Origin of the sequence: Rhizobium sp. R693 (genome assembly GCF_002211315.1) — a bacterium.
GTDB lineage: Bacteria > Pseudomonadota > Alphaproteobacteria > Rhizobiales > Rhizobiaceae > Rhizobium.
Genome location: NZ_LOKY01000047.1, coordinates 118,087 through 129,977, shown reverse-complemented (window position 1 = coordinate 129,977; position 11,891 = coordinate 118,087). Strand labels below are relative to the sequence as shown.

Here is an 11,891-nt window from a genome sequence, read left to right as displayed (position 1 = left end):
CGGCTCTCACAATAGCGAGCAGCATCTTCCGACCGGGGTTAAAATGACGAAGCCGATCGTCGCCGTTCCTGCCGATATCCGTACCTTCGACGGTGCCACATGGCACGCCGTTCAGCATCAATACGTCCGCGCCGCCCTGAACGCCGCCGGCGTCATGGCCTTCATCATTCCGGCCTTTGAAGAGGGGTACGGAACGGACGCTATCCTCGACCGCGTCGACGGCGTTCTCGTCTCCGGTTCGGCCAGCAACGTCCATCCGTCTTATTACGGTGCTGCTGCGACCGACGGAGACGGCCCCTTCGACATCGCGCGTGACGCCACCACCCTGCCGCTGATCCGCCGCGCCATTGACCGCGCGATTCCGCTGCTCGCAATCTGCCGCGGCATTCAGGAGCTCAACGTCGCGCTAGGCGGCACGCTCGCGAGCGAGATCCAGAACCAGCCTGGAATATGGGATCACCGCACGCCGGCCGAGGTTGACCGCGACGGCAAGTATGCGATCCGCCAGAGTGTCTTCGTCAAGGAAGGCTCCTGCATCGCAGGCATCATCGGCCCCGGCGAGATCAGGGTGAACTCGCTCCACCGTCAGGCAATCGCCAAGACGGCGCCGCGCTTGCAAGTGGAGGCGGCCGCCGAGGACGGCACGATCGAAGCCGTGTCCGTGATCGATGCTCCAGCCTTTGCGGTCGGGGTTCAATGGCATCCGGAATACTGGGCCGAAACCGACAAGCCGTCGAACCAGATCTTCACGGCCTTCGGTGATGCGGTCAGAGACTACGCGGCAAGCAAGCTCTCCAAGGCGGGAGAGAAGACTCCCGCCTGATTCAATGTGCCATGGCATAAGCTATCTTGGTGGTTTCTATCGAATGACCATGAATGCTGACGGTGATAAAATTAGCTGGCTTGCTCAAGAGGCTGCTGCGTCGGCTGGGCGTGCCGTGATTGAACAATGGGGCGCGTTGCGTGATCATGTCCGTTTCAAGGGCAAGAGCGATATCGTCACCGCCGCAGACATACTCTCGGATGACATTGTCGCCGCCTGCATCAAAGCAAAGTTCCCGTCCCATCGCATTCTCTCCGAGGAGGACACCGGCAACCACGGATTCGACTATTCTGGCCCTTTGTGGATTGTCGACCCAATTGACGGAACAGCAAACTACGCCAGGGGGCATCCTTATTTTGGCATTTCCGTTGCTTTCGCAGTTGATGGCGTTGTTCTAGCCGGTTGCGTCCATGCTCCTGCATTGGGTGAGACGTTCACCGCCGTAAAAGGTCGAGGTGCGTTCTTGAATGGAAACCGAATTCGAACCTCATCACCTGTCAGCTTGGCTCGCGCAGTAGTGAGCACTGGCTTTCCGCACGAGAAGAACAACATGGAACCGCTCGTGAAACGAGTACATGTGCTTCTGCAAAAATGCCAAGACATCAGGCGAAGCGCGTCGCCGGTCCTTGATATTGCCTACGTCGCCGCCGGGCGATTGGATGCACATACCGAAACCCTGTTCCCGTGGGACGTCGCCGCTGCTGGCCTTATTGCGAATGAAGCCGGCGCCAGCCGCTGCAACCTTGGAGGCGCACCTACGAACACTCCCGCCGACCTATGCGGAAGCGAAGTCGTCTTCTCAGCGCCCACGATCCATCATGAACTTCGAGAGTGTCTTCAACTGGCCATCTGACTTGAAATTGCAGTTGCCTTTCGGACTGCTACCTCACGACCGCGTCATCCAGCAACTCAAGACGGCAAGGGTTTGCCCGCCTGCTCGCTGGCCATGTACTCCGCATACCAGGTGGGCCAGTCATCATCGTGCTTGCCGATGCGCTTTTCATGCTCTCCATGGGCGGCCGCCGCCCGGCGCAAAGCTGCCTCGAGATCCGTCGATGACGCGAACATCGTTTCGTCGGCGTCTATGCGCCCAGGCAGTCGCGTCGTGACTTCCTGGAACAGCCAGCCATTGCCATCCGGATCGCTGAATGAAGCAAACGAGCCGTAGCTGCGACGGCCCGGATGCGGTCCACTCAATCGGGCACTCTGGCCGGCGTGATGGAACACGCCGCCAGCATCATGGAACACCTCACTCACGTCTATCCCACGCTTCACAAACTCGGCGCGAGCCGCCTCCACGTCGGCGACGATAAGATGGAGACCTTGCGCCGTGCCGGGCACGGCGGCCGTCACATTCTTGCCGAAGATGACAGAACACGGCGACCCCGGAGGCGTGAATTGAATGACTCGGAAATCGTCACCCGTGACGACGTCGGCATCGAGCCGCCAACCGAGATTGCCGTAAAATTGCTTGGCACGGTCAACGTCCGAGACTGGGACGACGATGACTTCAAGCTTCATGTCGGCCGTCCGCATGGCCGGGGTCCTGACCGCAGTCTCGCTCTGCACGGAAGTATTGCCCATGTTCAGCTCCTTTGGATACTTTGAGATTGGCAATAAGACCTGGTGAGTGCATCACAGCGGCCGCAGGCAGTCGAATCAATTTGCGAAAGCTACCCCCGCATGGCCCATCGCAGGCCGACGGTGACCGCCAGACCGAGCAGTGGCCATATCGCCCATAACACCCCGTGCCATGTCAGCAGGTTGATGATCACGATGCCGATACCAATGACGGCCAATCCGGCAATACGCTGGTCAAAGCGGCTCTGGTTGCGGACCCAGGCCATCGCCGCGACGAAGGCAAGGCCGAGGAGCGGCCAGACGGCCCAGAACTCGCCCTGCCAAGTCAGAAGATTGATCACCACCAACGCGATCGCGACAACCGCGAACACGCCGCCAATCTTCCGCGCTCTCGGAGCAAAGGGGCGTTCCGGCGCGGGCGTCGCAGCCGCCGGCAACGGACGAGCCAGTGGCGTGGCCGTTGTGGACACATCGTCTCCAATTCGCACGGCATAGCTCGGCACCGCCTCGCTGACGTTCTTCACCGTCAGTGGCCCGAGAAAATCGAAGCCGACGGCGACCTTGTTGCGGACCTGATCATAGACCGTGTTGGAGATCACGATGCCGCCGGCGGGCGCAGAAGCCTGAAGCCTGGCGGCAATGTTGACGCCATCGCCATAGATGTCGTCACCCTCGGCGATGACATCGCCGAGATTGATGCCGATCCGATAGAGCATATGTCCCTCCGCCGGCCGGGCTGAGTTCATACCAACGAGCTCGTTCTGGACGTCAATGGCAGCACGCACCGCTTCGACGACGCTCGGAAACTCGGCAATCAGGCCGTCGCCCCAGGTATTGATCACCCGACCGCCATGAGCGCCGATCAGGCGCGACATCGCATCGCGCGACCATTTCAGCATGGCGAGGGTGCCCTCCTCGTCGGCGCCCATCAGCCGCGTGTAGTCCTGAACATCGGCAGAGAAGATGGTTGTCAGCTTGCGTCGCATTTCATTCATCGTATTGCGATCCACCGCAGGTTTGGCAGACGGTCCGCCGGTAGCAGCCATCTGACGAAGAGATTTCCTCATTCGAAAGTTCTGCAATAGCTGACCGCACTTTTCAACGCGGGACGCGAACGACGTCTTGCACGCTTCGGGCAAGGAAATGCGCGCGCCTCTCTGCCGGTCGCAAGGCAAATCCGAATGTGTATCGCCGGCAGTGAGATCATGGAACCGCCACCTCGCCGGAACGTTTCTTGCTCACATCGGGCGCTACCAGCATCCCGCTGGCACTACCGAACCGGAGGTAATCATGAAAACGCTGATCGTCTCCATGGGCCTGTTGGCTGCAACCGCCTTCTCGGCTTTTGCGGCGGAACCCGCCAAAATGGTCGATACCAAAATGGGTAAGATCCTGGCGGACGCCAAAGGCATGACGCTCTACACGTTCGACAAGGACGCCATGGGCAAATCAAACTGCGACGCGGCCTGCCTGAAGAAATGGCCCGCCTTCCACGCTGCCGCCAAGGCCAAGGCCGAAGGCGAATGGTCACTCATCAAGGCAGCCGACGGCAAGGAGATGTGGGCTTACGAAGGTAAGCCGCTTTACACGTTCGCTGGAGACAAAAAGCCCGGCGATATGACCGGCGATGGCGTCGGCGGCGTCTGGCATGTCGCCAAGTAGCCAAGCGCACCAGAGCCTTCAGGTCGAATTGAAAGGCTCTAAACTTGGGATGAGGGCGATGATCCGTCCGCGTGCGCGCCTCATCCCGGTCCGACATCGAGACGATCAGCCCTTCGCTGGCGTTTCAGGGACAGGTGTCAGTGCCCTGCCCTTCCCGAACCACTCCATGAGGTTGTCGACGACCAGATCCGCCATGGCATTGCGGGTCGGCACCGAGCCAGATGCGAGGTGCGGCAAAAGCACGGCGTTCGGCAGATCGAGCAGCGAAGGCGGCACATCAGGCTCGTCGTAGAAGACGTCGAGGCCGGCAGCACCGATCGTTCCGGACTTCAGGGCCTGAGCAAGTGCATCCTCGTCGACCGTCCAACCACGCCCGACATTGATGAAAACGCCTTCAGGGCCAAGCGCGGAGAGGATTTCAGCATTGATCGTCTTGTGGGTCTGCGGGGTTTTGGGGACGATGGAAATCAGAGTGTCGACGGCCCCGGCGAGATCCTTCAGCGACGGATAGTAACCGTACGGGGCATCCGGGTGGCGCGTGCGCGTGTGATAGCTGATCCTGACCTTGAACGGCTCCAGGCGCTTGGCGATCTCTTGGCCGATGCGGCCAAGGCCATAGATCCCGACATGCCGCCCCTTCAAGGAGAAACGCGACAGCGGATAGTTCTGTCCAGGCTTCCAGTAGCCGGCACGCAGCCAGTTTTCGGCGCGCGGGAGTTCACGGATCACATTCAGCAACAGCCCGATCGCGGTATCGGCGACCTCATCGTTCAGCACATCCGGCGTGTTCGTAACGATCACACCCTTCGTGGCCGCGTGCCTGGCATCGACGCCGTCATAACCGACACCAAAGCTCGAAATAAGCTCGAGATTCGCAAGCCTGTCGATCGCAGCCGCATCGAACGTGCCCGAGACGGCGACACCGCGAATCTTGCCAGCAGCCTCCGCGTCAAGCGTCGAGGGATCGGCTTCGATAACGTCGAAGCTCTCCTTCAGGCGCGTCAGGACGCGTTCGTGTATCTTCCCGGGAACGAGAATGGCAATGCGGGACATGGCAATTCCTCTTGGCTGTTTACGGGCGCGGGCGGTAGGGGCTCGTCGACTGGCGGATGCGCATCTCGGGCTTGATGAGATGGATGCCGTCGGGCTCGTGGCTGCCGGCCAGTCGATCGAGAAGCGCGCGGGCAGCAAGACGTCCGACTTCCGCCTGGCCGTTCCAGACGGTCGTCAGCGCCGGCATCGATATCGACGCTTCCTCGAGATCGTCATAGCCGGTGACGGAAATATCCTTGCCTGGAACGAGACCGGCGCGGGCGATGCCGTTCATCAGGCCGATCGCGACGAGGTCGTTCCAGCAGACGGCGGCCGTCGGCTTTTGCGGCAGCGACAGGAAATGCACCGCCGCCTCGAAGCCGCCCTGCATCGAGCGGGGGCCGGGAATGCGCAGACCCGGATCGACATCGATGCCGGCCTTGCGCAGCGCGTTGACATAGCCCTGATAACGATCGCGCCCGGTCGAGGTTTGGTCGGTACCGCCGATCATGGCGATCGAGCGATGGCCAAGGCCGATCAAATGGTTGGTCGCGAGCGAAATGCCGTAGCTGTCATCGCCGCGGTAGGTCGGAAGGTCCAAGCCATCCAACGAGCGGGCAACCAGGATCGCCGGCATGCCGTTGTCTTCAGCGAGTTGCATATCCTCGGGCGGCGTACCGATTGCCGGCGACATGATGACCCCGTCGCCACCGAGCTGCAGCAGCGTTTCGATGAAGGTGCGCTGCTTTTCGACGGAGTCGTAATGGTTCGACAGAATGAAGGTATGCCGGCTGCGATCGAGCTCGCTTTCGATCGCCTTCAGGATTTCGCCGTAGAACGGGTTCATGATGTCGTGCACGACGACGCCGATGATGCCGGAGCGGGACGTCCGCAGGCTGGCGGCGCGGCGGTTGTAGATATAACCGAGCGCCCGCGCCTGTTCCTTGATTTTGTCTCGGGTGGCGCCAGCCACGAGCGGGCTGTCACGTAAGGCAAGAGATACGGTTGCTGTGGAAATGCCGAGCGTTTCGGCGATCGTCGAAAGCTTTATCTTTTGAGCCACGTGTCCTCCCCAGGCAACGCGCGGTTTTTCATGCGCCCCGACCACTTGAAGAGTCCGGCGTTATTAAAATGTTTAATTAAAAGATTAAACGCAACGAGGCAATTCGTAATTTTACAAAACCGTCAGATTTCCTCAGGCTCTTCGAGAGGAATAGCAGCAGACTGCAAGTTGCCATCGATTGCCTTCAACAGACGGACAAGATTGCGGATTTCCTTCTCGGAGAATTCCTGGGTAGCCATACTGTCGCAGGCAGAGGACGCCATTTCAATTGCCTTGACGCTGCCGCGGCCAAGTTCGGTCAGATAGACCTTGGTCAGGCGGGCATCCTCGGCATCCGCCTTGCGTTCGAGGAAGCCTTGCGCCTCCATGCGGCCGATCGTGCGCGTCATTGTTGGCGCCTTGACGCCGAGCCTCTGCGCCAGCCCGCCTGCCGTCATCCCGTCGGTTTCAGCAAGAAGAAGAATCACGCCGTCCTGGCCGGCATAGAGGCCGCTTTCGAGCAGGTTGCGAGACAGGACGGTGCGCATCGAGCGGGCCGCCTGCGTCAAAGCCGGCGAAAGATCGACAACTGTGTATTCGGTCTGATCCTTTTTCTTGGACTTCTGCTTCTTTCCGTCCTTGTGCTTCTTCCCCATCGCTATTCCTTTGACTTTGCCGCGTTGCGCATCCTTCACCCTGCAAGGGAGCCGGAACATTCATAACCATCTCCCCTAAATCGATTTCGGTTTAAGGGCTTATGCGATAAGCATTGAGAACGCTGCGTTATGACATTGCGCATCATCTCGTCATAAACAAGAGGTCTTAGCCGGATGAACGCGCCTTCTCGCGACTTCGAACACAACGATCCGAACCTTGCCCCGTCAGAGCGCAGCCGATGGATCGCTGTTCTATCGCTGGGCGCCCACGAGCAGCACGGACCTCACCTGCCCTTCGACACCGATGCATTGATTGCAGCCGGCATTGTTGCTCGGCTCAAGGCCGCTATTCCCGCCGCGTTACCGGTCACGTTTCTGCCGACGGAAAACGTCGGCTATTCGGTCGAGCATGTGGACGCGAAGGGCACGCGAACACTGACATATGGCGAGGCTATCGAACGCTGGCTCGGCATTGCCCGAAAGCTCTCGGAGATGGGTATTCGCAAATTCGTGATGCTGAACGCCCATGGCGGCAACTCGCCGCTGATGACGATTGTCGCGACGGAGGCCCGCGTCCGGTTCAACATGCTTGCCGTCGCCACCAGCTGGACGCGCTTCGGCGTCCCCGCCGATGTCATCTCGCCCGAGGCGAAGGCGATCGATATCCACGGCGGCGATATCGAGACTTCGGTGATGCTGGCGCTTCACCCTGATCAGGTCGACATGACCAGGGCTGCAGACTTCCCCTCCCGCCAGTCCGATTTTGCCGCCCGCTTCAAGCATCTGCGCGCCTACGGCCCGCACGCCTTCGGATGGAAGATGTCGGATCTCAGCGCATCCGGCGTCGCAGGCAACGCCTCGCTGGCAACAGCGGAGAAAGGCGAGGCTCTGATTGCGCATTCGGTAAAAGGGCTGGTCGAACTGCTGCAGGACGTCGATGCATTCGACGCAGCGGAGCTTGATTGAAACGATCCCCGTCGCGATGTGATCTTATAACATACAAAACCCTTTGAACTGCCGCTCGCAACTCCTTATATGTGACCGACGAATTTTCAGCCCCGCCCCCGGGCGTGCCATCTCTCGAGGTTCTGATGACCGACGCGATCTCCACCCAGCAGAAGCCAATCCCCGTTACCGTTCTCACCGGCTACCTCGGCGCCGGCAAGACGACCTTGCTCAACCGTATTCTGTCGGAGAACCATGGCAAGAAATATGCGGTCATCGTCAACGAGTTCGGCGAGATCGGCATCGACAACGATCTCATCGTCGAATCCGACGAAGAAATCTACGAAATGAACAACGGCTGTGTCTGTTGCACCGTGCGCGGCGACCTGATCCGCGTCGTCGAAGGCCTGATGCGCCGCCCCGGCCGTTTTGACGGCATCATCGTTGAAACGACCGGCCTTGCCGATCCGGTGCCGGTCGCCCAGACCTTCTTCATGGATGACGACGTTCGCGCCAAGACGGAACTCGACGCCGTCGTTGCTCTGGTGGACGCCAAGCACCTGCCGCTGCGTCTGAAGGACAGCCGCGAGGCCGAAGACCAGATCGCCTTTGCCGACGTCGTCCTGATCAACAAGACGGACCTCGTGACGCCCGAAGAGCTGGCGCAGATCGAAGACATCGTCCACGCCATCAACCCCTCGGCCCGTGTCTACAAGACCAGCCGCTCGGGCGTCGATCTTGCGCGTGTTCTCGATCAGGGCGCCTTCAATCTCGAGCGCGCGCTGGAGAACGATCCGCACTTCCTCGATCATGACCACGACGATCACGTCTGCGGCCCGGATTGCGATCACGACCACCATCATCACCACGCGCATGATCACGACCACGATCATGACCATCACCACCATGATCACGACCATGACCACCATCATCATGGCGCCATGTCGCCGATCCATGACGTGACAGTGCAGTCGGTCTCGCTGCGCGGCGGCGAGATGAACCCGGAACGCTTCTTTCCCTGGATCCAGAAGATCACCCAGACGCAGGGCCCGAACATCCTGCGCCTCAAGGGTATCGTTGCCTTCAAGGACGATCCCGAACGCTACGTCGTTCAGGGTGTCCACATGATCGTCGAAGGCGATCATCAGCGTCCGTGGAAGGACGGCGAGAAGCACGAAACCCGCCTCGTCTTCATTGGCCGTGAACTCGACCGCGAAAAGCTCGAAGCCTCCTTCAAGGCGTGCGAGGCGGCAGCCTGATGCCGACAGTTGCCCCGTTTGATCTCGACGGCCATATCCTGGCCGTCGAATTTTTAGGTGACATCCCCTTCTTCGCCAATGCCGCCGGCACCTTCCACCGCCTCGATGGTGGCGAGAAGGTAACCGAAGCCCATCAGGGCATGCTGACCTGCATCCGCGACCCCTATAGCGAAAGCCTGATTTCCGGTGGTGAGGACGGCAAGGTGCTGCGCATCGCAGCCGATGCCGGGCTGACCGAGCTTGCCAACGCGCCGCGCAAGTGGATTTCCCAACTTGCCGCCGGCCCGCAGGGCGCCGTCGCCTACTCCTACGGCAAGAGCGCCTTCGTGCGCCTCGCCGATGGAACGACCAAGGAATTTATCGAAGAGCGCACCATCGAAGGTCTCGCCTTCGCGCCCAAGGGCATGCGCATTGCCGCAGCGCGCTATAACGGCGTGTCGCTGCATTGGGTCGGCACGACCGCCAAGCCGGTCGACCTCGAATGGAAGGGCGCCCACACCGGCGTCACCTTCTCGCCTGACGGCAACTTCCTCGTGACCACGATGCAGGAGAATGCGCTGCACGGCTGGAAGCTCGACAGCAAGGCCGGCGCCGACACCCGCCACATGCGGATGACCGGCTACCCTGCCAAGGTGAAGTCTCTCTCCTGGTCGGCGAAGGGCAAGTGGCTTGCCTCCTCTGGTGCGCCGGCTGCGATCGTCTGGCCATTCCAGGGCAAGGACGGGCCGATGGGCAAGGCGCCGCTCGAGCTCGGCACCCGCGCCAACATCATGGCGACATCGGTGAAGTTCCACCCGGCCGAAGACATCCTGGCGATCGGCTTCATCGACGGCATGATCCTCGCGGTCCGCATTGCCGACAGCAAGGAAGCGTTGCTGCGGCGCCCCGGCAAGGGAGCGATCACCTCGATGAGCTGGAGCAAGAACGGCAAGCTGCTGGCCTTCGCTTCCGAAACCGGCGATTGCGGCGTCGTCGATATCGCGGCCTAGGCAGCTGGGAAGTGCGGCCACAGTTACCGCGCTCTGATGGGCGAGAAAACAAGACGCCGCGAGATCAGCGACGTCTTCGCCCCTTCTGGAGGGTTGCTGTCTCAGCCGCAAGCAGCTCAGGCAGCCTGCTCACCCGTCGACGCTTCGACGCGATCCCGGCCGCGACGCTTGGAGGCATACAGCGCCTCGTCCGCCTTCCCCAGAAGCTGCTCGAAATCGTTCTCGCGGGAAGTGGCGACGCCGATACTGAGGGTCGGGAAGACCGCGAGCCCCGGCACCTGCCCAACGGCAAATGAGAACGCCAGCCTTATGCTTTCGGCGGCCTGCACCGCCTCGGCATCGGCCATGTCCTTCAGAACGGCCACGAACTCGTCACCGCCCTGGCGGGACAGCAGATCGCTGGGCCGCAGGACGCTCTGCGCCACGCGGGCGAAGAGCCGCAATATGTCGTCGCCCACCACGTGGCCGTGCTGATCATTCAACTGCTTGAAATTGTCGATATCGATGGCGAGCAACGCAAGCGACTGCGGCCGCTTGAATGGCAGGTGCTGGGCCAGGCCGCTCCGATTGAGCGCGCCGGTCAGCGGATCGCGATGCGCCAGATCGATGAGCTTGCCGCTGTTGCGCTCGGCCGCCATCAACACAATCACGACGCTGCGTAGAGCGAAGAAGACCACCGCCGTGGCACCCATCCAGCCATGAACAACACTATCGCCGAAGGCGCCCGGTCCGGCGATCTGGCCTGATACCGCAAGCAGGCTGCGGGCCAGGAAGATCGCCGCGGTAGGCGCATAGAGCCAGGCAAGCAGCCCGGCCGAGAACAGCTTCTCGCGCCGGTGAATGGCGGCGCCTTCCCGCAGGATCGCAAGATCACAGAGGCAGCATACGATTGAAACATAGAAGATGCGGGCTGATACCGTGGCAGGATCGACCGTGAAAAGCAGAACGGGCAAGCTGACGCCGGCAATGGCAAGCGCGCAGTAGCGTTTGTCGACAGGCCGCTCCGCAAAGACGCGAACGGAAAAGAATGTAAGGAGGTAGCCGGCGATCGTCACGACGTTGCCAACGTCAAGGGAGACGAAGGGGGGAACGAGATTCCGCAGCGAAACGCACAAGGAACCGATGCCGATCAGCAGATTGCTGATGCCCCACCATGCCGGCCAGCGTCCAAAGCGGCCCGTCGAATATGCCGCGAGATGCACGCTGCCGAGGACGAGGCATGTCATGGCCGAAACGACATAGATCGTTCTCAGGTCCAGCATCATTTCCAGCACTCTCCAACCAAGGGCCGGAGCACCTTATAGCAGCGCTGTTGAATTTTGATTTTACAGCTCGCTCGTTTTTTAACGATGTACGAAATCGATTCGTCCGGCCGCCGTCTTGCCGCCGCGCTGCCAGCCCAAGGCGCCGCGCGAAGCGGTGCTTCGTGACGTTTTCTCTCGATGGGAGCGGGCAGGCGATTGGGTAGTGGAGTAGGATGTCAGGCTGCATCGCCTGCCCGATCGCGTCAGGCTTGTCGGCGTTTTGAGATCGGCAGGAGCGTCTCCCGACCCCAATTTCCCGATAGATCATCAACCCTGACGGCATCCGACCTAGCCCTGGCAACCGTCATCGAGCGCCGAAACATGAACGGAAGGCGGACCGGTTCATGAACCCGGCTCCCTGCCCGATGACGAGGAGATCATAGGGCGACCTCACGCCAGTGAGGAAAACTCCTGCCCAAACTTTCATTTATATGATTGAAATAATTGCATATTCACGAGAACAAACCAGGAATTTCGTCCTCTTCGGGGCGAAACTCAGGTGTTGCTAAAATATCATTAATTTTTGCTCTCACAGTTTTTTGTTCATCTGGCGTTCAGAAAACTCTTTGGAAAGCCACTTTTTGAGCCCACATTGAAC

The 11,891-nt window shown here is 60.4% G+C and carries 12 protein-coding genes; 6 read left to right on the top strand and 6 right to left on the bottom strand.

What is annotated here, in order from left to right:
* The first annotated feature begins 43 nt into the window (after positions 1–43).
* Positions 44–823, top strand: coding sequence for a gamma-glutamyl-gamma-aminobutyrate hydrolase family protein (locus ATY79_RS26885; protein WP_088692223.1), 780 nt, complete (start codon positions 44–46; stop codon positions 821–823).
* A gap of 43 nt (positions 824–866) precedes the next feature.
* The gene (locus ATY79_RS26880) at positions 867–1,676 is read left to right on the top strand and encodes an inositol monophosphatase family protein (RefSeq protein WP_189637113.1); all 810 of its coding nucleotides are present in this window, start codon (positions 867–869) and stop codon (positions 1,674–1,676) included.
* A gap of 56 nt (positions 1,677–1,732) precedes the next feature.
* Here the strand turns inward: ATY79_RS26880 and ATY79_RS26875 are convergent, their stop codons facing one another.
* Entirely contained in the window at positions 1,733–2,407 is a 675-nt protein-coding gene (locus tag ATY79_RS26875; protein ID WP_088692120.1) for a VOC family protein, read from the bottom strand.
* A gap of 89 nt (positions 2,408–2,496) precedes the next feature.
* Positions 2,497–3,399: an adenylate/guanylate cyclase domain-containing protein gene (locus ATY79_RS26870; RefSeq protein ID WP_088692224.1), complete on the bottom strand. Its 903-nt coding sequence runs from the start codon at positions 3,397–3,399 to the stop codon at positions 2,497–2,499.
* 295 nt (positions 3,400–3,694) lie between these two features.
* Between ATY79_RS26870 and ATY79_RS26865 the strand changes: the two genes are divergently transcribed.
* A complete protein-coding gene (locus ATY79_RS26865; protein WP_088692121.1) occupies positions 3,695–4,066 on the top strand; it encodes a hypothetical protein in 372 nt (123 codons plus the stop codon).
* Positions 4,067–4,171: 105 nt separating this feature from the next.
* Here ATY79_RS26865 and ATY79_RS26860 read toward each other — a convergent pair whose 3' ends face one another.
* The 3 genes from ATY79_RS26860 to ATY79_RS26850 all read right to left on the bottom strand — a co-directional run bounded on the left by ATY79_RS26860 (position 4,172) and on the right by ATY79_RS26850 (position 6,856).
* The gene (locus ATY79_RS26860; RefSeq protein ID WP_088692122.1) at positions 4,172–5,119 is read right to left on the bottom strand and encodes a 2-hydroxyacid dehydrogenase; all 948 of its coding nucleotides are present in this window, start codon (positions 5,117–5,119) and stop codon (positions 4,172–4,174) included.
* A 19-nt stretch (positions 5,120–5,138) separates the two neighbouring features.
* A complete protein-coding gene (locus ATY79_RS26855; RefSeq protein WP_088692123.1) occupies positions 5,139–6,161 on the bottom strand; it encodes a LacI family DNA-binding transcriptional regulator in 1,023 nt (340 codons plus the stop codon).
* A gap of 122 nt (positions 6,162–6,283) precedes the next feature.
* Positions 6,284–6,856, bottom strand: a complete 573-nt coding sequence (locus tag ATY79_RS26850) for a MarR family winged helix-turn-helix transcriptional regulator (RefSeq protein ID WP_189637114.1) — start codon at positions 6,854–6,856, stop codon at positions 6,284–6,286.
* 114 nt (positions 6,857–6,970) lie between these two features.
* Between ATY79_RS26850 and ATY79_RS26845 the strand changes: the two genes are divergently transcribed.
* The 3 genes from ATY79_RS26845 (at position 6,971) to ATY79_RS26835 (ending at position 9,989) form a co-directional block, all read left to right on the top strand.
* Positions 6,971–7,762 carry a creatininase family protein gene (locus tag ATY79_RS26845; RefSeq protein WP_088692125.1) on the top strand — a complete coding sequence of 264 codons (792 nt, stop codon included), beginning with the start codon at positions 6,971–6,973 and terminating at the stop codon, positions 7,760–7,762.
* Between the two features lie 125 nt (positions 7,763–7,887).
* Positions 7,888–9,000 carry a GTP-binding protein gene (locus ATY79_RS26840; protein ID WP_088705438.1) on the top strand — a complete coding sequence of 371 codons (1,113 nt, stop codon included), beginning with the start codon at positions 7,888–7,890 and terminating at the stop codon, positions 8,998–9,000.
* The gene (locus ATY79_RS26835; protein WP_088692225.1) at positions 9,000–9,989 is read left to right on the top strand and encodes a WD40 repeat domain-containing protein; all 990 of its coding nucleotides are present in this window, start codon (positions 9,000–9,002) and stop codon (positions 9,987–9,989) included. Before ATY79_RS26840 ends, ATY79_RS26835 begins: the two co-directional genes overlap by 1 nt.
* Before the next feature lie 116 nt (positions 9,990–10,105).
* On the opposite strand, the gene ATY79_RS26830 is transcribed toward ATY79_RS26835, so the two are convergent.
* Positions 10,106–11,254 (bottom strand): GGDEF domain-containing protein, encoded by a 1,149-nt coding sequence (locus ATY79_RS26830; protein WP_088692127.1) that lies wholly within the window; start codon positions 11,252–11,254, stop codon positions 10,106–10,108.
* Positions 11,255–11,891: the final 637 nt, after the last annotated feature.

What these genes read in the sequence shown, in the direction of transcription:
- ATY79_RS26885 (WP_088692223.1), top strand. Translation starts at nt 44, where the DNA reads ATGACGAAGCCGATCGTCGCCGTTCCTGCCGATATCCGTACCTTCGAC.
- ATY79_RS26880 (WP_189637113.1), top strand. Translation starts at nt 867, where the DNA reads ATGACCATGAATGCTGACGGTGATAAAATTAGCTGGCTTGCTCAAGAG.
- ATY79_RS26875 (WP_088692120.1), bottom strand. Translation starts at nt 2,407, where the DNA reads ATGGGCAATACTTCCGTGCAGAGCGAGACTGCGGTCAGGACCCCGGCC.
- ATY79_RS26870 (WP_088692224.1), bottom strand. Translation starts at nt 3,399, where the DNA reads ATGAATGAAATGCGACGCAAGCTGACAACCATCTTCTCTGCCGATGTT.
- ATY79_RS26865 (WP_088692121.1), top strand. Translation starts at nt 3,695, where the DNA reads ATGAAAACGCTGATCGTCTCCATGGGCCTGTTGGCTGCAACCGCCTTC.
- ATY79_RS26860 (WP_088692122.1), bottom strand. Translation starts at nt 5,119, where the DNA reads ATGTCCCGCATTGCCATTCTCGTTCCCGGGAAGATACACGAACGCGTC.
- ATY79_RS26850 (WP_189637114.1), bottom strand. Translation starts at nt 6,856, where the DNA reads ATGTTCCGGCTCCCTTGCAGGGTGAAGGATGCGCAACGCGGCAAAGTC.
- ATY79_RS26845 (WP_088692125.1), top strand. Translation starts at nt 6,971, where the DNA reads ATGAACGCGCCTTCTCGCGACTTCGAACACAACGATCCGAACCTTGCC.
- ATY79_RS26840 (WP_088705438.1), top strand. Translation starts at nt 7,888, where the DNA reads ATGACCGACGCGATCTCCACCCAGCAGAAGCCAATCCCCGTTACCGTT.
- ATY79_RS26835 (WP_088692225.1), top strand. Translation starts at nt 9,000, where the DNA reads ATGCCGACAGTTGCCCCGTTTGATCTCGACGGCCATATCCTGGCCGTC.
- ATY79_RS26830 (WP_088692127.1), bottom strand. Translation starts at nt 11,254, where the DNA reads ATGATGCTGGACCTGAGAACGATCTATGTCGTTTCGGCCATGACATGC.